At 74.7% G+C, this 25,497-nt stretch carries 23 protein-coding genes, 1 tRNA gene and 1 pseudogene; 15 read left to right on the top strand and 10 right to left on the bottom strand.

The window, feature by feature from the left end:
- Positions 1-36: 36 nt before the first annotated feature.
- On the bottom strand, positions 37-297 hold the full coding sequence (locus tag ACH9EU_RS05530) for a hypothetical protein (protein ID WP_396412943.1): 261 nt from the start codon (positions 295-297) through the stop codon (positions 37-39).
- Positions 298-644: 347 nt separating this feature from the next.
- Between ACH9EU_RS05530 and ACH9EU_RS05535 the strand changes: the two genes are divergently transcribed.
- From ACH9EU_RS05535 to ACH9EU_RS05570, 8 genes are all read left to right on the top strand, one after another.
- Positions 645-2,282, top strand: coding sequence for a carbamoyltransferase C-terminal domain-containing protein (locus tag ACH9EU_RS05535; RefSeq protein ID WP_396412944.1), 1,638 nt, complete (start codon positions 645-647; stop codon positions 2,280-2,282).
- The gene (locus tag ACH9EU_RS05540) at positions 2,279-3,949 is read left to right on the top strand and encodes an HAD-IIIA family hydrolase (protein ID WP_396412945.1); all 1,671 of its coding nucleotides are present in this window, start codon (positions 2,279-2,281) and stop codon (positions 3,947-3,949) included. The genes ACH9EU_RS05535 and ACH9EU_RS05540 overlap by 4 nt, the downstream gene beginning before the upstream one ends.
- Positions 3,950-3,951: 2 nt before the next feature.
- Complete coding sequence (locus tag ACH9EU_RS05545; RefSeq protein WP_396412946.1) at positions 3,952-5,076, top strand: glycosyltransferase family 9 protein; 1,125 nt, start codon at positions 3,952-3,954, stop codon at positions 5,074-5,076.
- The gene (locus ACH9EU_RS05550) at positions 5,064-6,023 is read left to right on the top strand and encodes a glycosyltransferase family protein (RefSeq protein ID WP_396412947.1); all 960 of its coding nucleotides are present in this window, start codon (positions 5,064-5,066) and stop codon (positions 6,021-6,023) included. Before ACH9EU_RS05545 ends, ACH9EU_RS05550 begins: the two co-directional genes overlap by 13 nt.
- Complete coding sequence (locus ACH9EU_RS05555) at positions 6,020-7,870, top strand: glycosyltransferase (protein WP_396412948.1); 1,851 nt, start codon at positions 6,020-6,022, stop codon at positions 7,868-7,870. Before ACH9EU_RS05550 ends, ACH9EU_RS05555 begins: the two co-directional genes overlap by 4 nt.
- Positions 7,867-9,267, top strand: a complete 1,401-nt coding sequence (locus ACH9EU_RS05560) for a PfkB family carbohydrate kinase (protein ID WP_396412949.1) — start codon at positions 7,867-7,869, stop codon at positions 9,265-9,267. The genes ACH9EU_RS05555 and ACH9EU_RS05560 overlap by 4 nt, the downstream gene beginning before the upstream one ends.
- Positions 9,257-10,279, top strand: a complete 1,023-nt coding sequence (locus ACH9EU_RS05565) for a glycosyltransferase family 9 protein (RefSeq protein WP_396412950.1) — start codon at positions 9,257-9,259, stop codon at positions 10,277-10,279. The genes ACH9EU_RS05560 and ACH9EU_RS05565 overlap by 11 nt, the downstream gene beginning before the upstream one ends.
- Before the next feature lie 94 nt (positions 10,280-10,373).
- The gene (locus ACH9EU_RS05570) at positions 10,374-11,390 is read left to right on the top strand and encodes an NAD-dependent epimerase/dehydratase family protein (RefSeq protein ID WP_396412951.1); all 1,017 of its coding nucleotides are present in this window, start codon (positions 10,374-10,376) and stop codon (positions 11,388-11,390) included.
- A 22-nt stretch (positions 11,391-11,412) separates the two neighbouring features.
- Here the strand turns inward: ACH9EU_RS05570 and ACH9EU_RS05575 are convergent, their stop codons facing one another.
- Positions 11,413-12,372, bottom strand: coding sequence for a glycosyltransferase (locus ACH9EU_RS05575; RefSeq protein WP_396412952.1), 960 nt, complete (start codon positions 12,370-12,372; stop codon positions 11,413-11,415).
- Entirely contained in the window at positions 12,369-13,307 is a 939-nt protein-coding gene (locus ACH9EU_RS05580; protein WP_396412953.1) for a glycosyltransferase, read from the bottom strand. Before ACH9EU_RS05580 ends, ACH9EU_RS05575 begins: the two co-directional genes overlap by 4 nt.
- A 227-nt stretch (positions 13,308-13,534) precedes the next feature.
- Here ACH9EU_RS05580 and ACH9EU_RS05585 point away from each other — a divergent pair, with 227 nt between their 5' ends.
- From ACH9EU_RS05585 to ACH9EU_RS05595, 3 genes are read left to right on the top strand one after another with little or no spacing between them, the layout of a single operon-like run.
- The gene (locus tag ACH9EU_RS05585) at positions 13,535-15,187 is read left to right on the top strand and encodes a circularly permuted type 2 ATP-grasp protein (RefSeq protein WP_396412954.1); all 1,653 of its coding nucleotides are present in this window, start codon (positions 13,535-13,537) and stop codon (positions 15,185-15,187) included.
- Positions 15,181-16,113: an alpha-E domain-containing protein gene (locus ACH9EU_RS05590; protein WP_396412955.1), complete on the top strand. Its 933-nt coding sequence runs from the start codon at positions 15,181-15,183 to the stop codon at positions 16,111-16,113. Before ACH9EU_RS05585 ends, ACH9EU_RS05590 begins: the two co-directional genes overlap by 7 nt.
- On the top strand, positions 16,110-16,964 hold the full coding sequence (locus ACH9EU_RS05595) for a transglutaminase family protein (RefSeq protein WP_396412956.1): 855 nt from the start codon (positions 16,110-16,112) through the stop codon (positions 16,962-16,964). Before ACH9EU_RS05590 ends, ACH9EU_RS05595 begins: the two co-directional genes overlap by 4 nt.
- A 47-nt stretch (positions 16,965-17,011) precedes the next feature.
- On the opposite strand, the gene ACH9EU_RS05600 is transcribed toward ACH9EU_RS05595, so the two are convergent.
- The 3 genes from ACH9EU_RS05600 to glgC all read right to left on the bottom strand — a co-directional run bounded on the left by ACH9EU_RS05600 (position 17,012) and on the right by glgC (position 20,515).
- Complete coding sequence (locus tag ACH9EU_RS05600; protein WP_396413013.1) at positions 17,012-17,695, bottom strand: class E sortase; 684 nt, start codon at positions 17,693-17,695, stop codon at positions 17,012-17,014.
- Positions 17,696-17,812: 117 nt separating this feature from the next.
- Positions 17,813-18,895 carry a hypothetical protein gene (locus tag ACH9EU_RS05605; protein WP_396412957.1) on the bottom strand — a complete coding sequence of 361 codons (1,083 nt, stop codon included), beginning with the start codon at positions 18,893-18,895 and terminating at the stop codon, positions 17,813-17,815.
- A 375-nt stretch (positions 18,896-19,270) separates the two neighbouring features.
- Complete coding sequence (gene glgC, locus ACH9EU_RS05610) at positions 19,271-20,515, bottom strand: glucose-1-phosphate adenylyltransferase (protein WP_396412958.1); 1,245 nt, start codon at positions 20,513-20,515, stop codon at positions 19,271-19,273.
- A gap of 212 nt (positions 20,516-20,727) precedes the next feature.
- On the opposite strand from glgC, the gene glgA reads away from it, so the two are divergent.
- The gene (gene glgA / locus ACH9EU_RS05615; RefSeq protein ID WP_396412959.1) at positions 20,728-21,921 is read left to right on the top strand and encodes a glycogen synthase; all 1,194 of its coding nucleotides are present in this window, start codon (positions 20,728-20,730) and stop codon (positions 21,919-21,921) included.
- Positions 21,922-22,454: 533 nt separating this feature from the next.
- Positions 22,455-22,540: transfer RNA gene (locus ACH9EU_RS05620), tRNA-Leu, on the top strand.
- 37 nt (positions 22,541-22,577) lie between these two features.
- Here the strand turns inward: ACH9EU_RS05620 and ACH9EU_RS05625 are convergent.
- The gene (locus ACH9EU_RS05625) at positions 22,578-22,793 is read right to left on the bottom strand and encodes a hypothetical protein (protein WP_396412960.1); all 216 of its coding nucleotides are present in this window, start codon (positions 22,791-22,793) and stop codon (positions 22,578-22,580) included.
- A 99-nt stretch (positions 22,794-22,892) separates the two neighbouring features.
- A pseudogene (locus ACH9EU_RS05630) lies at positions 22,893-23,006 on the bottom strand (integrase core domain-containing protein); the annotation flags it as partial.
- A gap of 449 nt (positions 23,007-23,455) precedes the next feature.
- Here ACH9EU_RS05630 and ACH9EU_RS05635 point away from each other — a divergent pair.
- Both ACH9EU_RS05635 and ACH9EU_RS05640 read left to right on the top strand, forming a co-directional pair.
- Entirely contained in the window at positions 23,456-23,692 is a 237-nt protein-coding gene (locus tag ACH9EU_RS05635) for a hypothetical protein (protein ID WP_396412961.1), read from the top strand.
- A 36-nt stretch (positions 23,693-23,728) separates the two neighbouring features.
- Positions 23,729-23,878: a hypothetical protein gene (locus ACH9EU_RS05640; RefSeq protein WP_396412962.1), complete on the top strand. Its 150-nt coding sequence runs from the start codon at positions 23,729-23,731 to the stop codon at positions 23,876-23,878.
- Between the two features lie 42 nt (positions 23,879-23,920).
- On the opposite strand, the gene ACH9EU_RS05645 is transcribed toward ACH9EU_RS05640, so the two are convergent.
- Entirely contained in the window at positions 23,921-24,715 is a 795-nt protein-coding gene (locus ACH9EU_RS05645; protein WP_396412963.1) for a hypothetical protein, read from the bottom strand.
- Entirely contained in the window at positions 24,712-25,377 is a 666-nt protein-coding gene (locus tag ACH9EU_RS05650) for a helix-turn-helix domain-containing protein (RefSeq protein WP_396412964.1), read from the bottom strand. Before ACH9EU_RS05650 ends, ACH9EU_RS05645 begins: the two co-directional genes overlap by 4 nt.
- Positions 25,378-25,497 lie beyond the last annotated feature (120 nt).

Here is a 25,497-nt window from a genome sequence, read left to right on the forward strand (position 1 = left end):
CCATTGAACCATCCGGGCCGCCCGGCCCCCGAGGCGTCAGCGGACCGTGCGCGCCCCGAGCTCGACGACGATCTCCTCGTGCCGGTCCCGCGTGACGGGGTGTGGGCCGTCCGGCAGCTCGAGGTGCTCGTGCTCGAGCTGGCACACGATCCTGCTGTGCAGCACCTGCAGCTCCACGAGGGTCAGGGCGGCCAGTTCGGCCGGGAACTCGCGGTCGGGGGCCAGGCGGGTGTTGCAGCGCCCGTTCACGGTGTGGCCCGGGTCGGGCCGGACGGCGAGGGACAGGGTGGGCTCCATGGAGGTGGGTCCTTCCAGGACGGAGTTCCGCGGCCGTCTGCTCGACCCGTACCAGGAGCGTAGTCCGCTGGCCCCGGAACCGCCAGGCGTCCCGCCGGGCCGTGGCCGGCGGCCAGGTCCTGCCCGTGCAGCGACCGCGACGGGCCGGGCGAACCGGGGGGCCCCGGCCGCCGGGCGGGCCTCCCTGCCGTCGACCGGACGGGCGACCGTGGCGGCCGCCGGGCAGGACGCCGTGCGGGCCGCCGAGCGCCCGCACGGGCCGGTGCGCGCACCCCGACCCCCCTCCCGCCTGGAGCGGGCCGCGTCCAGCATCAGCAGACTGATCGAGTTGTGCAATACTCCGCACCATGAACTTCCTGGGCGTCAACGCGATTTTCCATGACCCCGCGGCGGCGATCGTCGTGGACGGCACGGTGGTGGCCGCGGCGGAGGAGGAGCGCTTCTCCCGCCGCAAGCACGGCAAGCGGCCCGTGCCGTTCTCCGCCTGGGAGCTGCCGGAGCAGGCCATGCGCTGGTGCCTGGACGAGGCGGGACTGCGCCCCGAGGACCTGGACGGCGTGGGCTACTCCTTCGACCCCTCGATCGCCGCCCACATGCCCGACGACCCGTACGACCCGGTGCGGGTGGACTACGCCCGCCGGGCGCCGGGCTTCCTCGCGGAGACGCTGCCCGGCCTCGACCGTTCGAGGGTGCGCTTCGTGGAGCACCACGTGGCGCACGCCGCCTCCGCCGGTCTGGCGGCCCCGCAGCGCACGAGCAGCGTCCTGGTGGTGGACGGCCGCGGCGAGGCCCACTCGCACCTGGCGGGACGCTACCGGGACGGCGAGCTGGAGATCCTGCACCGCCAGCCCCTGCCCGAGTCCCTGGGCCTGCTCTACGAGTCCCTCACCGACCACCTGGGCTTCCTGCGCTCCTCCGACGAGTTCAAGGTCATGGCCCTGGCCTCCTACGGGAAGCCCCGCTTCCTGCCGGAGCTGCGCGAGATCGTGCGGGCCAAGGGCGACGGCGGCTTCTGCGCCCAGGCACCGGACTGGACCCGCTTCGCCCCGCGCCGGGTCGACGACGGCACGTGGGGCGGCGACCACGCCGACCTCGCCGCGTCGGTCCAGGCCGTGGTGGAGGAGGTCCTCGTGGACCTGGCGACCTGGCTCCACGGGCGGACGGGGGACCGGGTGCTGACGATGGCGGGCGGCACCGCCCTGAACTGCGTGGCCAACTCCCGGATCTGGAGCCAGACCCCCTTCGAGGAGGTCTGGGTCCAGCCCGCGTCCGGCGACTCCGGCACCGCGCTGGGCGCCGCCCTGCACCTGGCCCAGGAGGCGGGAGAGCTCGGCGCGCCGCAGCCCACCGCTGCCCTGGGCCGCGTCTGGTCGGACGAGGAGCTCGCGCGGTGGCTGACCACGGCACAGGTGCCCTTCACCACCCCGGAGGACCTGGCCGGGGAGGTCGCCGACGTCCTCGCCGAGGACGGGGTGGTCGCGTGGTTCGACGGGCGCAGCGAGTTCGGGCCGCGGGCCCTGGGTCACCGGTCCCTGCTCGCGAACCCGTTGCGAGCGGAGAACCTCGAGCGGCTCAACGACGTCAAGGGCAGGGAGCAGTTCCGCCCCGTGGCGCCGATGGTGCTCGAGGAGCGTGCCGCGGAGATCTTCAGCGGCGGGCCGATCCCGAGCCCCTTCATGCTCTTCGTCCACGACGTGGCCCCGGAGTGGCGCGACCGGATCCCCGCGGTCACCCACGTGGACGGGACCGCCCGCATCCAGACCGTCACCGACGAGGACAACGCCGGGATCGCCGCCCTGCTGCGGGCCTTCGACGAGCGCACGGGCGTGCCCGTCGTCGTGAACACGTCCCTCAACACCGCCGGCCGGCCCATGGTCGACGACCCGCGCGACGCCCTCGAGCTGTTCGGCTCCGCGCCGGTGGCCGCGCTCGTGCTCGGCCCGCACCTCGTCCGCCGCGCCCAGTTCTTCCAGGAGGCCCGATGACGTACACCGATCCCGCCGCGACGCCGACCTGGGCCGTGGTCGTCCCCTCCGTGGGCCGCCCGTCCCTCCAGTGGCTGCTGGACACCCTCGCCGCCCAGGACCTCGGCGTGCAGGCCCCCGGCCCCCTCGAGGTCGTCGTGGTCGACGACCGGCGCGGGGACGTGGCTCCGCTGGAGCCGACCGTCCCGGAGACCGTCGCCTGGAGCGTGCGGACGGTCCGCGGCCACGGGAGGGGGCCGGCCGCGGCCCGCAACCGCGGCTGGCGGGCGGCGCGGCGTTCGGGCGCGGAGTGGATCGTCTTCCTCGACGACGACGTCGAGCTGCCCGCGGGCTGGGCCCGGCGCCTGGCCGCCGATCTCGCCGCGTGCGGCCCGGAGATCGGTGCGACCCAGGGCCGGATCGACGTGCCGCTGCCGGCCCACCGCCGGCCCACCGACTGGGAGCGCAACACCGCCTCGCTGGAGGCCGCGGACTGGGCCACGGCGGACATGGCCTACCGCACGGTCGCGCTCGAAGCGGTCTCCGGCTTCGACGAGCGCTTCCCGCGGGCCTACCGCGAGGACGCCGACCTCGCCCTGCGCGTGCGCCGCGCCGGCTGGAACCTCGTGCGCGGACAGCGCCGGATCACCCACCCGGTCCGGCCCGCCGACGACCTCGTGAGCCTGAGGGTGCAGGCCGGCAACGCCGACGACGCCCTCATGCGGCGCCTGCACGGGCCCGGCTGGCGCGCCGTGGCGGAGGCCCCGCCCGGCGGTTTCCGGTGGCACGTGGCGACGTGCGCCGCCCTGGGCACGGCCGCCGCCGGCGCCGGGACCGCCCTGGGTGCCGCGGCCCTCGGCCACCGTCCGGCGGCCCGCGGCGCCCTCGTGGCGGCCGGCGCGGGCGCGGCGGCGTGGACCTGGCTCACCGCCCGTTTCGTCGCTTTGCGCGTGGCCCCGGGACCCCGTCCCGGCGATCCCGAGTTCGTCCCCGAGCTGTCCCGGATGGTCCGCACGAGCGTGACGATCCCCGCGGCGGCCGTGCGCCACCGCGTGCGCGGCTGGTGGCGGCACCGGGACACCGGGCCCTGGCCCGTGCCCGTGCGGGCCGTGCTCTTCGACCGCGACGGCACCCTCGTCCACGACGTGCCCTACAACGGCGACCCCGCGAAGGTGGAGCTCGTCCCCGGCGCGGCGGCGGCCGTGGCCGCCGTGCGCGCCGCGGGCCTGGCCGTGGGCGTGGTCTCCAACCAGTCCGGCATCGGCCGGGGACTGCTCACCCGGGCGCAGGTGGACGCCGTCAACGCCCGCGTGGCGGAGCTGCTGGGCCCCTTCGGGTCCTGGCAGCTGTGCCCGCACGCCCCCGAGGGGAACTGCGCGTGCCGCAAGCCGCGGCCGGGCATGGTCCTCGCCGCGGCCGAGGAGCTCGGGGTCGACCCCTCGCAGTGCGTGCTGATCGGGGACATCGGCGCCGACGTCGAGGCGGCCCAGGCGGCCGGGGCGCGCAGCGTGCTCGTCGCCACCCCGGTGACGCGCCCCGAGGAGGTCGCCGCGGCGCCGGCCGTGGCGGCGACCCTGCTCGGGGCCGTGCGGTCGGTGCTCGCCGGCGGGGACGGAGAGTCCGGCGGCGGGGACGGCGGAGCCACGTCGGAGGTCCCGGCCGCGGAGACGGCCGGGGTCCGGGGCTGAGCGTGGGCCGCACCCTCGCCGTCCGCCTCGACTCGGACGGGGACGTCCTGCTGACGGGCCCCGCCGTCCGCGCCCTCGCACGGGCCGGGAACCCCGTCGACCTGCTCGCGTCCCCGTCCGGGGCGGCCGCCGCCCGGCTGCTGCCGGACGTGGCCGACGTCCTCGTGCACGCGGCCCCGTGGACGGGGTTCCGCCCGCCGCCCGTGGACCGGGCCGCGACGCTCGGGCTCGTCGACGAGCTCGCCGTGCGCGGCTACGACCTCGCCGTGGTGTTCACGTCCTATCACCAGAGCCCGCTGCCCATGGCGCTGCTGGCGCGGCTCGCCGGGATCGGGCGGGTCGTGGCCACGAGCGAGGACTATCCCGGTTCCCTCCTCGACGTGCGGCACCGCCGCGCGGACCCGCCCGGCGGCGGGCACGAGGTCGAGGCCGCCGTCGAGCTCGCGGTCGCCGCGGGCGCCCCGGAACCGGACGAGGACGGGCGGCGGCTGGCCGTGCGCCGGCCGCTGCCGGGCCTGCCCGGCGAGGTCGCCGCGCTGCCGGACGGGTGGGTGGTGCTCCACCCCGGGGCGTCCGTGCCCTCGCGCGGACTCGACCCGGTGCACGCCGGCTCGCTCGTGGCGGGCCTGACGGCCGCCGGGCACGCGGTGGTCCTCACCGGCGGACCGGGGGAGCGGGAGCTCGCCGCCGCCGTCCACGGCGCCTCCGGCCCGCCCGTCCCGGGGGTCCCCGTCCTCGACCTGGCGGGCCGCACCGACCTGCCCGGCCTGGCCGCGGTGCTGGACGCGGCGCGGTGCGTCGTCGTGGGAAACACGGGGCCGGCCCACCTCGCCGCGGCGGTGGGCACCCCCGTGGTCTCCCTCTTCTCCCCCGTGGTCCCGGCGGAGCGCTGGGCCCCGTGGGGAGTGCCCCTCGCCCTGCTGGGGGACCAGGACGCGCCGTGCCGGGGCACCCGGGCCCGGGACTGCCCGGTGCCCGGGCACCCCTGCCTCTCGTCCGTGCCGGCCTCCGACGTGGTCGCCGCCGTCGAACGGCTCACCGGGCGGCACGACGGGCGGCACGGCGGGCGGCACGGCGAGCCCGTCGCCGTCCCCGGAGCGGAAGGAGGCCGCGCGTGCGCATCCTGACCTGGCACGTCCACGGGTCCTGGACCACGTCCTTCGTGCACGGGACCCACGAGTACCTGCTGCCCGTGGTCGAGGACCGCGGCCCGGACGGCCGGGGCCGCGCCCGGACCTGGGACTGGCCGGCGGCCGCCCGGGAGCTGTCCCCCGAGGAGCTGGCCGGCGCCGACGTCGACGTCGTGCTGCTGCAGCGGCCCTGCGAGCTCGAGCTGCTGGAGCGCTGGACCGGCCGCCGCGCCGGCGTCGACGTCCCCGCCGTATACGTGGAGCACGACACCCCGCGCGGGCCCGCCGTGGCCACGCGACACCCCCTGGCCGACCGGGGCGACATCCCCGTGGTGCACGTGACGCACTTCAACCGGATCATGTGGGACAACGGGTCGGCACCCACCGAGGTCGTCGAGCACGGGATCCTCGACCCGGGCCCCCTGTACACCGGCACGAGGCCCAGCCTCGCGGTCGTCGTCAACGAGCCCGTGCGGCGGGGCAGGATCGCCGGGACCGACCTGCTGACGACGCTGGCCGAGGACCTGCCCGTGGACGTCTACGGCATGGGCATGGACCGGCTCGCGCAGGCCGCGCCCCACATGGCCGGGCGGCTGCACGAGAACTTCCCGCAGGGACGGCTGCACGCGGCCCTCGGCGAGCACCGGGCCTACCTCCACCCCTACCGGTGGACGAGCCTGGGGCTCGCACTGCTCGAAGCCATGACCATCGGGATGCCGGTGCTCGGCCTCTCGACCACCGAGGCGCCGCGCGCGGTGCCGCCGGAGGCGGGCCTGCTCTCGAACGACCTGCACGCCCTGGCCGGGCAGGCCCGGCACTGGCTGGAGGACCCGGACGCGGCGGCGGCGGCGGGCACTGCCGCCCGGGAGCACGCCCTGGCACACTACGGACTGGACCGCTTCCACGCGGACTGGGACCGCATCCTGGAGAAGGTGACAGCATGAGAATCGCAATGGTCTCCGAGCACGCGAGCCCGCTGGCCGCGCTCGGCGGGGTCGACGCCGGCGGACAGAACGTCTACGTGGCGGCCCTCGCCGAGCACCTCGCCGGCCTGGGCCACGAGGTGGTCGTCTACACCCGGCGCGACGACGCCCGGCTGCCCGACGAGGTGCCCCTGGCCGCCGGGGCGCGGGTCGTGCACGTGCCCGCCGGGCCGCCCAGCCCCCTGCCCAAGGACGACCTCGCCCCCTACATGGACGAGTTCGGCCGCCGGCTCGTGCGCGACTGGGCCCGCAGGGGCGCGCCCGACCTCGTCCACGCCCACTTCTGGATGTCCGGGCTCGCCGCCCGCAGGGCCGCCCAGGCGGTGCAGGTCCCGGTGGTGCAGACCTTCCACGCCCTCGGTGCGGTCAAGCGCCGCCACCAGGGCGCGGCCGACACCAGCCCGCCCGGCCGGCTGGCGGCCGAGAACGAGATCGTGGCCGCGGCCGACCTGGTCCTGGCCACCTGCCGGGACGAGCGCGCCGAGCTGCTGGCCCTGGGCGGGGATCTCGATCGGATCGACGTGGTGCCCTGCGGCGTGGACCTGGACGCCTTCGCCCCCGCCCCGCCCCGCGCCGGGGTCCACCGGCCGCGGATCGTCGCGCTCGGCCGGCTGGTCGAGCGCAAGGGCGTCGACGTCGTCGTGCGCGCCCTCGCCGAGCTGCCCGAGGCCGAGCTGGTCGTGGCCGGTGGACCGGACCGCTCGGCGCTGGACCGCGACCCCGAGGCACTGCGCCTGCGGGCCCTCGCGCGGGAACTCGGCGTCGCCGACCGCGTGCGGCTGCTCGGGCGGATCGACCACGAGGACACCGGCGCGCTGCTCGCCGGCGCCGACGTCGTCGCCTGCACCCCCTGGTACGAGCCCTTCGGCATGGTGCCGCTCGAGGCCATGGCCTGCGCGCGCCCCGTCGTGGGCAGCGCGGTGGGCGGTCTGCTGGACAGCATCGAGGACGGTGTCACCGGGCTGCACGTCCCTCCGCGCGACGTCGCCGGCACCGCCGCCGCCCTGCGGCGGCTGCTCGAGGACCCCGAGCTGGCGGCGCGCATGGGCCGGGCCGGGCGGGAGCGGGTGGAACGGCTCTTCGGCTGGCGCCGCGTGGCCCAGCAGACCGAGCACTCCTACGCCAGGGTCGTGGAGCGCCACCGTCGCGAGCACCCGCCGCTGCTCGGGCAGACCGAGCGGTGGCTGGGCGCGCACCTCGACGAGCTCGCCGTCGCCGCGCGGGACGCGGCCGGCCACGCCGACGTCGTGGACCGGTGGGGCGCCCGGCTGGCCGGGCTCCTGACCGGCGGCGGGCGGGTGCTCGCCGCAGGAAACGGTGGCAGCGCCGCGGAGGCCCAGCACTTCACCGCCGAGCTCGTCGGCCGCTTCGAGGCCGAACGCCGACCGCTGTCGGCCGTGTGCCTGTCCGCGGAGACCTCCAGCCTGACCGCGATCGTCAACGACTACGGCGCGGAGGAGGTCTTCGCCCGCCAGGTCCAGGCCCACGGCCGCCCCGGCGACGTGCTCGTCCTGCTCTCCACGAGCGGGCGCAGCCCGAACGTCCTGGCCGCCGCCGAGCGCGCCCGGGAGCACGGACTCCACGTCTGGGCGCTCACGGGCCCCGGCCCCAACCCCTTGGCCGAGCTCGCCGACGAGGTGCTGACCGTCGCCGCACCCAGCACCTCCGTGATCCAGGAGGTCCACCTCATGCTTCTGCACGCCGTGTGCGCGGCCGTGGACTCCCGGCTCGCCACCCCGCCCGCGGGAGCGGCGCAGGCGGCGGCCGCACCGGCGGCCCGGGCGACCGTCCGGGCGGGGGCGGCGTGAGCGGGCCCCGCGTCGTCGTCGTGGGGGACGCCCTCCTGGACCGGGACGTCACCGGCACCTCCACCCGGCTCAGCCCGGACGCCCCCGTGCCCGTCGTGGACGTCGACGCCGTCCTCGCGAGCCCCGGCGGGGCCGGCCTGGCGGCGCTGCTGTGCGGCGAGCCGCCGGCCGTGGGCGCCGTCCCGGCGCGCGCCCACGTGACCCTCCTGGCGCCGGTGGCCCCCGACGCGGCCGGCCACGAACTGGCCGACGCCCTCGGGGAGGTCGCCCTGGAACGGCTCGGCCACGAGGGAGGGACCCGCACCAAGACCCGGATCCGCAGCTCCGGGCAGACGCTCGTGCGCGTGGACGAGGGCGGGCCGGGCACCCCGGTCGGCGTCACGGCCGACCGTGTGGCCGAGGTCCTGGACGGCGCCGACGCCGTCCTGGTCTCCGACTACGGGGGAGGGGTGACCCGTGACCCGGCCGTGCGGGCGGCCCTGGCGGAGCACGCCCGCCACGGCGTGGTGGTCTGGGACCCGCACCCGCGCGGCGGGGAGCCCGTGCCCGGGTGCGCCCTCGTGACCCCCAACGCCGCGGAGGCCGAGGCCGCGCTCGGGGCGCCCGGCACCCCGCGCGACCTCGCGGGCGCCCTGCGCGGGCGCTGGGCGGCCCGCGCCGTGGCCGTGACCGCCGGGGACGAGGGTGCGTACCTCGCCACGGCCGTCGGCACCGAGCTGGTCCCGGCGGCACCCGTGCGGAACACCGACCCGTGCGGGGCCGGGGACCGCTTCGCGTCCGCCGCGGTCCTCGGGCTCGCGGCCGGGGCGCACGTGACGGCCGCGGTCGAGGCGGCCGTCGAGGCCGCCGGGCAGTGGGTCGCCGCGGGCGGGGCCGCGGCCTACCGGGCGCGCCGTGCCGTCCCGCGCCGGCCCGTCCCGCACCCCGGGACGGAGCGGCTGCCGCGCGAGGTCCGGGACCTGCTCGCCGACGTGCGCGGCCGGGGCGGGACGGTCGTGGCCACGGGCGGGTGCTTCGACGTCCTGCACGCGGGGCACATCGCCTCCCTCGACGCCGCCCGGCGGCTGGGGGACGCCCTCGTGGTGCTGCTCAACTCGGACGACTCCGTCCGCCGGCTCAAGGGGCCGGGGCGGCCCGTGGTCGGGGAGGCCGACCGCGCCCGCGTCCTGGGCGCGCTGCGCAGCGTCGACGCGGTGCTCGTCTTCGACGAGGACGACCCCCGGGCGGCCCTGAGGCTGCTGCGCCCGGACGTGTGGGTCAAGGGCGGGGACTACACGCCCGAGCAGCTGCCCGAGGCCGCGGACGTGCAGGGCTGGGGCGGGCGGGTCACCGTGCTGCCCTACCTCTCGGGGCGGTCCACGACCGCGATCCTGCAGCGGGCCGGCCGTGAGCGCTGAGCCGGCCACCGCGTCCGGGACCCGGACCGTGGACCCGGCGGACCTCGGCCCCGGGGACGTGCTCGTGCTGCGCGCCCTCGGGCTCGGCGACGCCCTCACCGGGGTGGCTCCGCTGCGCGGCGTGCGCCGCATGCTGCCCGGCCACCGGCTCGTTCTCGCCGCCCCGTCGGCGCCCGGCACGTGGCTGACGGACCTCGGCGTCGTGGACGGCGTGCTGCCCCACGCGGGGCTCGACCCGCTGCCCCCGCTGGCGGGCGGCCACGTGGCCGTGAACCTGCACGGGCGCGGGCCCGCCAGCCACGACGTGCTGCGGGCCTCGCGGCCGGAGCGGCTCGTGGCGTTCGCCGCGCCCGGCCACGACGGCCCCCGCTGGCGGCGCGAGGAGCACGAGGTCCACCGCTGGTGCCGGCTCGTGGGCGAGGCCGGCGGTCCGTGCGGCCCCGAGGACCTGCGCCTGCGCCCCCACCGGCCCGCCCCGGTGGGCGCCCCCGTGCTGATCCACCCCGGTGCGGCCTCCGCCTCCCGCCGGTGGCCGGCCGGGCGCTGGCGCCGGGTCGCGGCGGCCCTCGCCGCGGACGGGCACCGCGTCGTGGTCACCGGGTCGGCGGCCGAGGCGGGTCTCGCCGCGGCGGTGGTGGACGGGGTGCCCGGCGCCGAGAACCGCTGCGGCACCCTGGACCTGCCCGGCCTGGCCGGGGCCGTGGGCTCCGCCGCCGCCGTGCTCAGCGCGGACACCGGCGTCGCGCACCTGGCCACCGCCCTCGCCGTGCGCTCCGTCGTGCTCTTCGGCCCGACGCCGCCCGCTTGGTGGGGCCCGGCCGTGGACACCGGCCTGCACACCGTCCTGTGGCACGGCGACCCCGCCGCCGGGGCGTGGGGCGACCCCCACGCGGCCGAGCTCGACCGGCGTCTGGCCGCCGTCACCGTGGACGAGGTCCTCGCCGCCGCCCGGCACCAGCTGGCCGCCCGTCCGGATCCGGGACGCCCGGACCCGGGACGCCCGGACCCGTGACGGCCGGCACGCACCGGCAGGCCGCGCCACGACGGGTGACGACCGCCCGTCGCCGTCCGCGTCCCCCCGACCACCCACGAACCGGAGGAGCCCCGTGAACCCCACGCCGAACGGAACCACCACCCCGGGCGCGGCCCGCCCGATCCGCCGCGCCGTCGTGACCGGCGGCGCCGGCTTCCTGGGCAGCCACCTGTGCACCGAGCTGCGGCGCCGCGAGGTCGAGGTCGTGTGCCTCGACAACTTCCTCACGGGCTCCGCGGCCAACATCGAGCACCTCGTGGGCGACCCCGGGTTCCGGCTCGTCCAGTGCGACGTCACCGACTACGTGCACGTGCCCGGCGACGTGGACCTCGTGCTGCACTTCGCCTCCCCGGCCTCGCCGATCGACTACCTCAAGCTGCCCATCCACACGCTGAAGGTCGGCTCGATCGGCACCCACCACGCGCTCGGGCTCGCCAAGGACAAGGGCGCCCGCTTCGTGCTGGCCTCGACCTCGGAGGTCTACGGCGACCCGCAGGTCCACCCGCAGCCGGAGAGCTACTGGGGCCACGTCAACCCGGTCGGCCCCCGCGGCGTCTACGACGAGGCCAAGCGCTTCGCCGAGGCCCTCACCGTGGCCTACCGCGCCGAGCACGGGGTCGACACCGGGATCGTGCGGATCTTCAACACCTTCGGCCCGCGGATGCGGCCCTTCGACGGCCGGGCGATCCCGACGTTCATCCGGCAGGCCCTGGCCGGGGAGCCCCTCACCGTGGCGGGCGACGGCAGCCAGACCCGCTCGGTCTGCTACGTCTCCGACCTCGTGCGCGGCATCCTGGCCCTGGCAGGGAGGGGGCACGCCGGTCCCGTGAACATCGGCAACCCGCACGAGCTGTCCGTGCTCCGGATCGCCCGGGACGTGCTCGCCGCCACCGGCTCCGCCTCGGAGATCGAGTTCGTCGACCGCCCGGTCGACGACCCGAAGGTGCGCCGGCCCGACACCACCCTCGCCACCGAGCTCCTCGACTGGGCCCCCGAGGTGTCGTGGGCCGAGGGACTGGCGCACACGGTCGAGTGGTTCCGCGAGCAGGCCGGCGTGCCGGTCGTGGGCGCGGCGGCCTCGCACGGGTGAGCCCGGGCCCGCGCCCGCGACGTCAGCTGACGTAGCGGCGGGCGGCGCTGGTGCGCTGGGACTCCTCGAGCGCGCGGAACCGCCGCTCCACGCGCTCCGGCAGCGGCCGCCGCTCGCGCACCACCCACGGGAGGCCTCGCACGGCGTCCAGCACGGCCAGCGCCGTCACCCGGTCCCGGGGCGCGCCCGCGAGGACGTCCCGGGTCCGGCGCAGGGCCGCCGGCAGCGGCCGGCGCAGCCAGGTGAACCACAGCGTGTTGCGCAGCCCGTGCCGCCGCCGCAGGTGGGGGTCCCGCACGGTCGAGGCCTGGTGGTGGACCACCACGTCGGGCAGGTGCACGAGCTCCCAGCCGGCGGTCGCGAGGTCCGCCGCCAGCAGCTCCTCCTCGCCGCCCAGCCACAGCCGCTCGCTGAACCCGCCCACCGCCTGGAACGCCGTCCGCCGGACCACGGAGGCCCCGGCCAGGAAGCTGCCCAGCGCCGGGCCGGGCAGCCACGCCGGGCCCTGCACGGGGGAGTGCAGCAGCTCCGCGTTGATGCTGTCCTCCCGCGCGCCGGGCTCCACCAGGATCCGTCCGGTCACCACGCCCAGGCGCGGATGGGCGTCGAGGGCGTCGGCCGCGCGCCGCAGGGACCCGGGCTCCCACCACGTGTCGTCGTCGCAGAACGCGACGTACGGGACGTCCAGGCGCTCCATGGCCAGGTTGCGGCCCACCGCGCCCAGGTTCACCGGGCTCGCCACGAGCTCCGCCCAGGGGTGCTCCCGCCGGACGGCCTCCGCGGTGCCGTCCCCGGAGCCGTTGTCGACCACGACGACGTGCGGCCGCTCTGGCAGCTCCCGCAGCCGGGACAGGGCCAGCAGGGCCTCCTCGCGGCGGTTGTAGGTGATCATCACGACCGCCACCCGCTCGTCCGGGCGCACGTCGGGCCGCCCGTCGGGGCGTTCGTCCGGGCCGGTGGGCGGCGTCGGGGTCTCGCTCACGGGGTCGTCTCCTCGGGGTCGTGGCGGCGCCGCCGCCGTGCGGAGGGGTCGTGGCGGCGCTGCCGCCGTGCGGACGGGGGCGCGGCGCCGTGCAGGACGGCGAGCGCGGCCTCGGTGGTGGGGGAGACCGGGTGGCGGGCCCGCAGGGCCGCCGGCACCCGCGGCAGGGCACCGAGCAGGCCCCGCCGTCCGCGCGGGCCGCCGCGCAGGGCGCCCAGTGCCTCGCGGGCCACGACCCGCCAGGGCCGGCGCATGAGCGCGGTCAGCAGGCGGCTGCGGACGAGCTCCGCCTGACGGCGGTCGCCGGGCTCGCGGTGCGTGGAGGGATGGTGGTGGGCGCGGATCTCCGGCACGTAGGACAGCCGCCACCCGGCGTCGAACAGGTCCAGGGCGACACGCTCCTCCTCGCCTGGGAAGCGCACGACGTCGTCGAAGCCCCCCGTCTCGAGGAACGCCGAGCGGCGCACGATCGCGCCGCACCCCACGAAGCCCAGCAGGGCCGGCCCCGGGCACCCCGGCGGGATGCCGAGCGGGGAGGCGGCCAGGACGGCGTTGAGGGGATCGGGGCGCTCCTCGGGTCCCACGGCGATCGACCCGGCCAGCAGGCCCAGCCGCGGGTGGGCGTCGAGGACCGCGGCCGCGCGGGCGAGCGCGCCGGGGGCCCACCAGGAGTCGTCGTCGGCGAAGGCGACGTAGGGGGTGCGGGCCAGCCGTGCGCCCACGGTCCGGGCGACGGCCCCCACGTTGCGGGGCAGCGCCACGACCTGCACGCCGGGGTGGGCGGCCCGCACGGCCTCGACGGTGCCGTCCGAGGAGGCGTTGTCCACGACGACCACGGGTCCCTCGTGCCGGTCCAGGTGGGCGAGGAGCTCCTCACGCCGGTCGCGGGTGGCCACGACCACCGTGACACGGTCCTGGGGCTCCGGCGCGTCCATCGTGTCCTCTCCGCTCGGGGTCACCGGGGCCCGGTCCGGGGCACGGTGTCGCGTCCGGGGCGTCCGGACACGCGATCCCATCGTAGGGGCACGTCCGGCCCGGGCCCGGCCGCGCCGCGTGACACAATCGGGGACAGCCTCGCGTGCGGGTCACCGACCCGGTGCACGGCCCGCCCGAGCTGTCCGCAACCACCGTCCCGACCCCGGAAGGCGTGTGATCGACCGAGATGTCCGATCTGTTCGACAACTATGCGGCCGACATGGCCGGGGCGGCGGCCTACGACGAGATGTTCACGCCCGACCAGCGCACCCGCCCCGGCTACGCACGGATCGGCGGGGTCCTGGACGAGCTCTCCCTGAGCGACGTCAACACTCGGGCGGACTCCATGGCCCGGTCCTTCCTGGACCGGGGCGTGACCTTCGACTTCGCGGGGGAGGAGCGGCCGTTCCCGCTCGACATCGTCCCGCGGGTGATCACCGCCGCCGAGTGGAACGTGATCGAGCGGGGCGTCGTGCAGCGGGTCCAGGCGCTCGAGCGCTTCCTCGACGACGTGTACGGCGAGCAGCGCGTGGTGGCCGACGGGATCGTCCCGAAGTCGCTCATCACGTCCTCGGCGCACTTCCACCGGTCCGTGTGGGGCTTCAAGCCGGCCGGCGGCGTCCGCATCCACGTGGCCGGCATCGACGTCGTCCGGGACCAGGAGGGCGTCTTCCGCGTCCTCGAGGACAACGTGCGCGTGCCCTCCGGGGTCTCCTACGTGATCGAGAACCGGCGGGCCATGGCCAAGGGACTGCCGGAGGCGTTCATGTCCCAGCCGATCCGCGCCGTGGAGGCCTACCCCCGGCACCTCTACAAGGCCCTGCGAGCGACGGCCCCCGAGGCGGCCGAGGACCCCACCGTCGTGGTCCTCACCCCCGGCGTGTTCAACTCCGCCTACTTCGAGCACACCCTCCTGGCGGGTCTCATGGGCGTGGAGCTCGTGGAGGGCCGTGACCTGGTGGTCCGCGGCGACAAGGTGTACATGCGCACCACCGACGGCGAGCAGCGGGTGGACGTGATCTACAAGCGGATCGACGACGAGTTCGTGGACCCCCTGCACTTCCGCTCGGACTCCGTCCTGGGCTGCTCGGGGCTCGTCAACGCCGCCCGCGCCGGCAACGTCACGATCGCCAACGCCATCGGCAACGGCGTGGCCGACGACAAGCTCACCTACTCCTACGTCCCCGACCTCATCCGCTACTACCTCGACGAGGAGCCGGTGCTGGCCAACGTGGACACCTACCGGCTGGAGGAGGCCGAGGCCCGGGCCTACGTCCTGGACCACCTGGACGAGCTCGTGGTCAAGCCGGTGGACGGCTCCGGCGGAAAGGGTCTGGTCATCGGCCCGCAGGCCACCGAGGCGGAGCTCGAGCAGCTGCGCGCGAAGGTCCTGGCCGACCCCCGCGGATGGATCGCCCAGCCGGTCCTGCAGCTGTCCACCGTCCCGACCTTCGCCGAGGGCGGCTTCGGCCCCCGGCACGTGGACCTGCGGCCCTTCGCCGTCAACAGCGGAGACGAGGTCTACGTCCTGCCGGGCGGGCTGACCCGCGTGGCCATGCAGAAGGGCTCCCTCATCGTGAACTCCTCCCAGGGCGGGGGCTCGAAGGACACGTGGGTGCTCGGCCGGCCGCAGACCCAGGACCTCGACCCCGGTCAGGCCCCGCACCCGGACGTCGACGACTCGGTGCACACGTGGCCCGTCGCGGCGTCCTGGCAGGACGAGGGGGACAGCGACCAGCAACAGCAGCAGCAACAGCAGCGGCGGTCCGAGGACCGCACCACCCCGGGGCCCGGCCCCGCCGACCGACGGACCCGCACCGGAGAGGGCACCCCATGCTGAGCCGTATTGCCGAGTCCCTGTTCTGGATCGGCCGCTACGTCGAGCGCGCCGACGGCGTCGCCCGCATCCTCGACGTCCACCTGGAGCGGATCGCCCAGATGCCCGTCGAGGAGCAGGAGGCCGAGGTCCGCCGGATCATGGCCGTGATGGGGGTGGAGCCGGCCGACGGCGAGCACAGCGTCCGGTCCCTGATCCACGAGCTGGCGTGGAACAAGGCCTGTCTCACCTCGATCTCGGGGTCCCTGCACGCGGCGCGGGAGAACGCCCGCCGCGCCCGGGAGACCGTTTCCTCGGCCGTGTGGGAGTCGCTGAACTCCACGTACTACGGGCTGGGCCAGCACCGGCGTGACGTCGTCGGGACGTTCCGGGCCTGCCACTGGGCGATCGAGCGGATGGCCACGGTCCGCGGGCAGATCCAGATGACGATGTCCCACGACGAGTCCTGGATGTTCCTGTCCCTGGGCGCGGCGATCGAGCGGGCGGACATGACCTCCCGGCTGCTGTGGACGCGGTCCACGACCACGTCCACGACGGGGATGTCCTGGGTGTCGATCCTGCACTGCGCGGGCGGCTACGAGGCGTTCCTGCGCACCCGCTACGGCACGTTCAGCGACGAGTCCGCGACGCAGTTCCTGCTCCTGGACCGGCTCTTCCCGCGCTCCATCCTGCACGCACTCACCACCGCGGAGGGCATCCTCGTGGACCTGGAGCCCGGTATCCAGCGCGTGGGGTTCAAGGACGACGCCCGTCGGATCATCGGCGAGGCGCGCACCGCGCTGGAGTTCCACCACGCGGAGGACCTCATCTCGGTGCTCCCCGAGCACCTCAACAACGTCCAGGCGGCGTGCGCGAAGGCGTCCGAGGCCGTGGGCGCGAAGTACTTCTCGCACGCCCTCGAGGCGTCATGGTTCGGAGGCATGCTGTGACCCGGCTCAAGATCGACCACATCACCCGCTACGACTACAACGACAGCGTCTCCAAGTCCTACAACGAGGCCCGGATGACGCCCATCTCCGACGACGAGCAGATCGTGCTCGACGCGGAGCTCACGCTGAGCCCCGGCATCGCCACGGTCAGCAACTACCGGGACTACTGGGGCAGCCGGGTCGCCGCCTTCGACATCCAGGGCAGGCACCGCCACCTCGAGGTCCGCTCCTCGGCCACGGTCGAGGTGCACCGGCGCGCAGGGGACGAGGCCGCGGACGGGCTGAGCTGGGAGCGCCTCGGCGACCCGCGGGTCCAGGACCCCGTCTCGGACTTCGTGCAGCAGACCCCGCTCACGCGGATCGGCCCGCAGCTGGAGAAGGTCGCGGACGAGATCCGGGCCGCCTCCGCGGACCCCTCCGAGGCGGCCGCCGCGATCTTCCGGGCGATCGCCGAGCACATGCAGTACGTGCCCGGGGTCACCGGCGTGCACACCGACGCCGAGGCCGCCTGGCGCGAGGCCAAGGGCGTGTGCCAGGATCTCGGGCACGTGGCCATCGGGATGCTCCGGCACGTGGGCATCCCCGCCCGCTACGTCTCCGGCTACCTCCACCCCGACCTCGACGCGCCGGTCGGCACCACGGTGGCGGGGGAGTCCCACGCCTGGGTGGAGTGGTGGAACGACCGCTGGTACGCCTACGACCCCACCAACCACACGCGGCTGACGGACTTCCACGTGACCGTGGCCCGCGGCCGCGACTACACGGACGTCACCCCGCTCAAGGGCATGGTCACCGGGGGCGGCGGCACGTCCGGTCTGCTGGTCCAGGTCGACATCACTCAGACGGCCTGACCGAGGGAGACGTTCGCGCGGCCGGCCGCAGGAGCGGACGGCGGCCCTCAGGCGCGGCCGGCCGCCGTGACCGCCCCGGCGATCTCGGCCGGTGCGCCCGCCGACGAGGGACGCCAGGACGTCAGCACGGCACGGGCGACGAACCGCTCGCTGGCCCCGTAGCGCGGATGGCACGTGGTCAGCGTCAGGAGCCGTTCGGTGGGGGCGGAGGCCGGATCCGTGGGGGCAGGCGCGAGCACGCGTGTCTCCTCCGGTCTCACGATCTCGCTGCCGCGGTAGGAATAGGTGTAGTACGCCTCGGCCGTGCGCACGTGGATGCGGTCCCCCGGCCGCAGGGTGTGGACCAGGTCCAGCGCCTTCCCGTTGGACTGCCGGTGACCGGCGACCGCGAAGTTCCCGAGCTCTCCCGGCATCGCCGTGGAGGGATAGTGCCCGAGTCCCAGGGTGTCCAGCACGTCCGGGTCCGTTCCCTCCGCGACGGGGCGGGCGTAGTCCCGCCCGAAGCGCGGCACGTAGACGATGCCGATCAGCTCCCCGTACGCCGGGCGGGACGCCACCGGAGGTGGACCTGCGCCCGCGCCGGTCACGACCGGCCGCTCGGCGGAGCCCGACTCCTCCAGCAGGTCGGTCATCCGGGCCACCGCCTGCTCCTGGGCCCGCCCCGCGACGACGTCGGACCACCACAGGTGCCACAGCGGCGCCAGCAGCAGTGCCAGGCCGAGGGCCGTCACCAGGCTCAAGGCCCCGGGGCGTGTTGGGCGCACCGCGGCCCTGCCACGGGTTCGGACGCGTCGGGCCGGGTGCCGCAGGGCGGGCGTCCCGGGAGCTGCGCGCACGGCTCGGCAGCCTCAGACGCGCCGGAGACGCAGGACCGAGGCCAGCGCGAGGAGGACGGCGCCGAGCCCGCCCACGCCCAGGGCCTCACCGCGAACGCCCGTGTACGCCAGGGAGTCCGGCTGTGCCGCTCCGCTCACGGGCGCCTCCCAGGCGGTCACCCGGGTTCCTGCGACGGCCACGGTCGCAGTCGGCACGTCCGCAACGCGCACCGTCGTCGTGTGGGCCTCCGCACGGGCGATCGGAGTCGTGGGCGCCGCCGCAGCGGCCGCTGGGACCGTGGGATCGCTCAGCACCGCACCAAGGGTCGCAGCCGGAAGCTCCGGGCTCACCGCGCGCGTCGTGTCCGGCACCGCCTTCCGGACGGGCGCGGCCGACCGGCTCTCGACGTCGGTCTGCCGGGGAGCCTGGGGTTCGGGGGCAGGGGCGACAGGCGCCATCGATTCCGGCTCCGGACGGTGCTGGGGCGTCGGATCGTCGGGGATCGGCTCCGCCAACGGGGGCGGAGGCGGCAGGACGTCGCCCCTGCTCTCGTCCGTGTGCTCTGGAGCGATGGTGCCGTCGCTGCCGTGGCCGCCGTTGCCCTGGGTGCCGTTGCCGTCGTGGCCGTTGCCGGGGATGGTGCCGTCGCTGCCGTTGCCGCCGTTGCCCTGGGTGCCGTTGCCCTGGGTGCCGTTGCCCTGGGTGCCGTTGCCGGGGATGGTGCCGTCGCTGCCGTTGCCGCCGTTGCCCTGGGTGCCGTTGCCCTGGGTGCCGTTGCCGGGGATGGTGCCGTCGCTGCCGTTGCCGTCGCTGCCGTTGCCGCCGTTGCCCTGGGTGCCGTTGCCCTGGGTGCCGTTGCCGGGGATGGTGCCGTCGCTGCCGTGGCCGCCGTTGCCCTGGGTGCCGTTGCCCTGGGTGCCGTTGCCGCGTCCGGGGTCGGGTTCCGTCGCTGATGTCGACTGAGGGACGTCAGGAATGACGGCGAGATGCACCGCGGGTGGTGCTGCGGTCGGGTTGAGATCGGCGGCGAGAGCGCCGGTGAATCCACAGACGGTCAGGGCAGAGGCCATGGGAGCGAGGAGCAGAGCTCGCCGGATGGATGTGTTCACGATCATCTCCGGAGGGTGAGAAGCGATGTGTGGATCGGTTCCCACCGTACGGAGAATCCATGCTTATGCATGTACGCTCAAGAGGGGCGCGGCGAGGTCTCCTCACCGTGCGGGGGACGAGCGCGAGGTGCCTCCCACCTGCGGTGACGCGTGTCGCACCGCCAGGGGCCCGGATTCCGGACCTGAACTCTGTCCCCTCTACTACACCGGTGGTGCCGACCATGTCCCCGGAAATGTGAGCGGCGCCGACCCTGCCTGCCCGCCTCGGGCGTCATGCCGGCAGTCATCGGGCGCGGGACCCGGTCCGGGCACGAGAGCGGCACCGAACTTCCCGTCAGGGTGCTCGGCGCCGCTCTCCCGTGGCCGGGGACAGCGGGATCCTCAGTCCTCGAAGCGGAAGTTCTTCGGGGCCACCGTCAGCCCGGAGGGGGTCACCGTGAGACCGCGCGCCTCGTCCTCGGCCCGGTCCACACCCACGCGCACGCCCGGGGGCACGACCACGTTCTTGTCGAGGATGCACTTCGAGACCACCGCGCCCTCGCCCACCAGGACGTTGGGCAGGAGGATGGACTGGTCCACGGTGGCGTCGTTGTTGACGAGCACCTTGGGCGAGAGCACGGACTCGGACACACGTCCGCCCGTCACCAGTACCCCCCGCGACAGGAGCGAGTCGGTGGCGATGCCGCCCTCGCCGTGCGGGCCCCGCACGAGCTTGGCCGGCGGGGCCTGGATCTCGTGCGTGTAGAGCGGCCAGTGGTAGTTGTAGAGGTTGAACACCGGCAGGGGGCGGATCAGGTCCATGTGGGAGTCGTAGTACGAGTCCAGGGTGCCGACGTCGCGCCAGTACTGCCGGTCCCGCTCGGTGGAACCGGGGACGTCGTTGTGCGTGAAGTCGTAGACGGCGGCCTCGCCGCGGTCGGCGAACCACGGCATGATGTCCCCGCCCATGTCGTGCTTCGTGCCCTCCTTGACCTCGTCGGCCCGGAGGGCCTCCACGAGGGCCTCGGTGTCGAAGACGTAGTTGCCCATCGAGGCCAGGAAGGCGTTGGGGTCGTCCGGCAGGGGAGCGGTCGACTCGGGCTTCTCCACGAAACGGGTGATCCTGGTGACGTCACCGGGGTCGGTCTCGATCACGCCGAAGGACGTCACCATCTCCATGGGCTGCCGTACGCCGGCGACCGTGGCGCGCGCGCCCGACTCGCAGTGGAAGTCGACCATCTGGGAGAAGTCCATGCGATAGACGTGGTCGGCGCCCACCACGACGACGATGTCCGGCTTGGTGTCGTCGATGAGGTTCATCGACTGGTAGATGGCGTTGGCGGAGCCCAGGAACCAATCCTTGCCGCGGCGCTGCTGGGCGGGGACAGTCGCCACGTAGTTGCCCAGCTGGGTGGACAGCCGCCAGGTCTGGGAGACGTGCTGGTCCAGGGAGTGGGACTTGTACTGGGTCAGCACCACGACCTGCAGATATCCCGAGTTGACGATGTTGGAGAGGGCGAAGTCGATCAGCCGGTAGCCGCCGCCGAAGGGCACCGCGGGCTTGGCGCGGTCCTCCGTCAACGGCATGAGGCGTTTGCCCTCCCCCCCGGCCAGGACGATCGCGAGAACCTTCTTACGGTGGGGCATGGGAACCTCTCTCAACACTTCGGCAACGGGCGCGTCGGCCCCGCCTCACGGTGCGGGACCGCTCGACAGGCGCCTTCATTGTGTCTTAACCGCCGCCGACGGTCGTGACCTCCGGCACGCGAATCCCGTTGTGTCCTTCTCGTGACCGTCCGTGGCGCTTCGCAGGCGATTCCCCCCTGGCGCGGTGCCACTCCTGCAGTACGCTCGGAACCGTGCGAGTCGATATCTTGTCCAAGGAGTTCCCGCCCGAGATCTACGGCGGCGCCGGAGTCCACGTGTCCGAGCTCTCGAGGGTGCTGGCCCCTCTGGTCGACCTGAGAGTGCGGTGCTTCGGAGCGCCGCGGGAACCGCGCGTCAACGGGGTGGAGGTCACGGCGTACCCGGTGCCGGCCGACCTCGCCGGTGCCAACGCCGCGATCCAGACCCTCGGGGTGGACCTCGCCATGGTCGGCGACATGGCCGGCGCGGACCTGGTGCACTCCCACACGTGGTACGCCAACATGGCCGGTCACCTCGGCTCCCTCATGCACGGCATCCCGCACGTGCTCTCCGCGCACTCGCTCGAGCCGCTGCGGCCGTGGAAGGCCGAGCAGCTCGGCGGCGGCTACGCCGTGTCCTCGTTCGTGGAGAGGACGGCCTACGAGGCCGCCGCCGCGATCATCGCGGTCTCGGACGGCATGCGGCAGGACATCCTGCGCTCCTACCCGGAGGTCGACCCGGAGCGCGTGCGCACGGTGCACAACGGCATCGACGTCAGTCAGTGGGTTCCGGACGAGAACACCGACGTCCTCGAGTCCTACGGGATCGACCCCGCCAAGCCCTCCGTGGCCTTCGTGGGACGGGTGACACGTCAGAAGGGCGTGCCGTTCCTGCTCCGCGCCGCCGCCCGGCTGCCCGAGGACGTCCAGCTGGTGCTGTGCGCCGGTGCCGCCGACACCCCCGAGCTGGGCGCCGAGGTCAACGCGCTCATCGAGGAGCTGAAGGCCACCCGGTCCGGGGTCGTGCTCATCGAGAAGATGCTGCCGCGCCACGAGATCGTGCAGATCCTCTCCGGCGCCACGGCCTTCGCGTGCCCCTCCGTCTACGAGCCCCTGGGCATCGTCAACCTCGAGGCCATGGCCTGCGGCACCGCCGTGGTCGCCTCCGCCACCGGAGGGATCCCCGAGGTCGTGGTCGAGGGCGAGACCGGTCGGCTCGTGCCCCTGGAGCAGGTCCAGGACGGCACCGGTACTCCGCTGGACCCGGAGAAGTTCGTCGCGGACTTCGCCGCGGCCCTCACCGACGTCGTGACCGACCCGGCCCGGGCCCGGGAGATGGGCGCCGCCGGTCGTCGGCGCGCCGAGGAGCACTTCGCGTGGGAAGCCATTGCCGAGCGGACCGTGGAGGTCTACCGCTCGGTCCTGTGAGCACCGGCGTGCACGCGACGTGAGGGGCCCGGCCGAGACGGCCGGGCCCCGTGTCGTCGGACCGGAAGCCGTCGCGGCGGGCCCGGGCTCGGACGGTTCGCTGTGGAGGTCGTCGCATGCCTCATGGGCGACGGCGGGCGGTCCGGGCGGGACGGGGGACGAGGCGACGGCGACCACCGCCGGCACAGGTGAGGGGGGTCCCCGGGCCATCCCGAGCCGCCGCCGCACCGGCTGGACGGGACGTGCTCCGGTGCGCGCAATGCGGTGCTCGGGAGAGCATTTTCCCAGGTCAGACACATGATCCAGGCAACGCTCAGGTTCATCTAACCCCATGACGGCTCCCGGCGGTAGCCGTCGGCTTCCCGTCTTCCGGACTTTCTGCCCGCACCTCGCGGTCGCGGACGCCCGACCGCCGGGCCGCCGTCCGCGGACGACCGCCGACGTGAACTGGCGGCGGTCATGTGGTAACTTGTTTCCTGTTGCGTTCAGGGCGGACCGCCGGAAACGGCCTCGTGTTCCTCCTGGATCCACTCGCGCGGGTGGCGGAATAGGCAGACGCGCTAGCTTGAGGTGCTAGTCCTCGTATTAGAGGGTGGGGGTTCAAGTCCCCCCTCGCGCACAGTGTGATGTCTCAGGACATCGGAAACACCCCGGACCTAAGGTCCGGGGTGTTTTTTCGTGTCCGGGTGCTGGTCCTGGTCGAGGGAGCGGGGCTGGTAGTCCTGGGTGGGGTCGAGGATGTAGTCCCGGAGGATGTGGCCGGGGGCCGGGTCGATGATCAGCACGTGGGAGCCGTGGAGGAACATCTTCACGGGGGTTCGGGCGTAGGTCCGCCCGATGCCGATGTGGTGCAGTCTCGAGTGCAGGCGCACGGTGACGCGGCCGGTCTTGTCGACGCGGTCAGTGCGGATCCGCCACCCGGTGGGGGTGGCCTTGGGCAGGGCACGGTAGGCGCTGGCGGGGGTGGCCCGGTCCAGGGCGCGGTGGGGCCGGACGGTGTTGTAGTAGGCGATGAACGTGTCGATCCGGGCCTGCAGGGCGGGCTGGTCCGGTGCACCCGGGCGGGTGGCGAGGTGGTTCTTCAGGCTCTGCTGGGGCCCAGACCGGACGTCGGCGACGGTCGTGGTGTCGTCTTAGTCTCGCGCCGACAGATGCTCCCGCACCGGCAGGCTTAGCCTGGAAGCACCAGCCGCTGGGCTGAGGAGAGGGCGCACTGCGTGCTCGAACCGACAGCCGTTCCTCGTACTGGTGCTCCGGCCATCGGCCGTCCCGTCGACCATCCTGGTGACCGTCCCGCGCCATCGGAACGCCCACCCCCGGTGACCGAACTCGCAGAGTCTTCGCTTCCACATCGTGGCGACCAGCAGCGTGCAGGCGCACCGGACCCCAGGCCGTGGCCCGCCCCCGTGCTGGTGACCACCAGCAGCGGTGACACCGCGGACACCTCCCGTCGGGCTGGAGCGCGGAGAGGCCGCCCGCGGCCGCCACCGCTTCGGGGCCGTTCACGCTGCTGGTCACCGCCACCGCCACGACGGTGGCCGACTACGTGCCCATCACCCCCGAGGCGGCCACCTCCCGGGCCGAGCTGCAGATCGCCCAGGCCGTCGGAGCGCGCGTCTCCCCGGCCGTCCTGCCGGCGACGATCGGCGAGGCCGGAGTGCTCGGACACCTGCGCGCCGTCAACGGTTCCCCGGTGCGCGCCACCCGGTTCGGCGCCGACCCCTCCGACCTCGCCGCCGCCGTCGTCCCCATCCTCGCCCCCGTCGAATGAGTGGCCGTCACCGCCCGCTCCGCGCACCCGAAAGAGATGAAGAAGCGCACCTGGTGGCCCACCTGGTGCGGCGACGAGTACGCCGACTACCAGATCCAGCTCTCCTACCTCGGCTACGGCCACCGCGACGGGAACCGCCACGGCACGGCCGTCGCGCTCGCGGCAGCCGATCCGCGGCTGCAGTAGGTCCAGCGCCAGGGCGAAGTCCGTCCTGGCCTTGGTGCCCTCTCAGGACGGGTGGGCGCCGGGGCGGGCCTCGGCCAGGATGCCCAGGGCCACTAGGGCTCGCCGCCTTTCCCTCCGGTCGGGGATCTGAGCCCAGGCCTCGTGGTCCTCCGGCAGGCTCCTGGCCAGGGCTCGGATCCTGCGGGGATCGTTGCGGGTCCAGGCGTTCACGTCCTCGACCAGCTCGTCGGGGTCCTCGATGGTGCGCAGCAGCACCACGGCGTCGTCCAGGTGCCGGCCGGCCTCGCGTGAGTCCTCCACATAGGCCCCGCCCTTGAGCGTCAGCGCCCCCAGCACATCCGGCACGCTGATGACGGACACCGATCCGTCCTCCCGGGTGATACGGCAGTTCACCGTCTTGCGCAGGGCGCTGGTGGCCCCGGGGATCCGCATCAGATTCTGCCCCGCGGCGCGCTCGCGGAGGGCCCGCGGGGCGACGTGATCGGCGATCAGCACGTCCACCATGTCGTCGCCGCGCACGTAGCGGTGGGCCACGCCCTTACGGTCGTTGGGCTCCCGCAGCCGATATCCGCTGCCCTGCAGCACCTGAGCAGTCTTGACCCAGGACATGTGGGTCTCGATGTGCCATACGATGTCCACATCGACGGTCGCCCGCGGCGGGTCAATGCCGGCGTGCAAGGCGTGCAGTTGCACCATGAGCCCGCCCACCAGCGTCCAAGAGCCCGGCGGCATGGCTTCGGCCAGCTCCAGTGCCAGCGGCCACGGCGGGGCGAACCCGCCAGGCGGCTCGGCCAGCTCCCAGGTGGGACGCGGGCGAGGGCCGCCCGGCTCACTCACCGGCCCAGCGCCTCCCGCAGCACGGCCAGGCCGGCCGAGCGCTCCCGGGTGGTGCCCCTCTCGATGAGGTCCAGGGCCACGGTGATGTCGGATGCCACCGCGTCTTCGTCGCCCACGTGCAGGAACACTTCGCCGTCGGCGTCGTCGAACAGCCCGAAGCGGGACATCACCGCCTGGAGGTCCGCTCGGCGCAGGTAGCCCTCCACGTCCTCGGTCCCGCCCGCGGCCAGCCCGAAGCGGGCTGCGGTGCCCTGGTCCTTCAGCGCCGAACGGCCGGAGACGACCAGGGCCGCCTCCAGGTCGGCCGGCCGACGCCTGGTCCGGGTCATCCGCCGCGTCCGGGCCCGGCCGGCGGCCAGGCGTGCGAAGTCCTCGGCCGTGATCGAGGCCAGTCGACGCTTGAGGCGGGAGCGGGCGCTGCCGGTGAGCCGGTCGGTGTGCCCGTGCTCGAGAAGCTCGACCGCTGCCCAAAAGGTGGCGGGGCTCCACCGGCGGCCTCGGGTCTGAGCAGTGTGGATCCGCTGAGCCACCGAGGAGTCGTCGACGAGCAGGGATCGACCCACCCGGCGTATGACCTGGAGCTGGCCCTCCTGGGCCAGCCGCTGGGCTTCGCGGGTTGAGACGCCGAGCCGGGCGGCCGCGTCGGCGATGGTCAGTTCCATGCCACTAATCTTCGTTCATACGAATAATTACGTCAATTATGTGGTGACTTTACGGCTGCCTTTTGCCGCGTCGGTGAGAGCTGGAGTTCGTGACGCACCTTGATGTTCGCGCGACACAGA

This window comes from Kocuria rhizosphaerae (genome assembly GCF_044462265.1).
Lineage (GTDB): Bacteria > Actinomycetota > Actinomycetes > Actinomycetales > Micrococcaceae > Kocuria > Kocuria rhizosphaerae.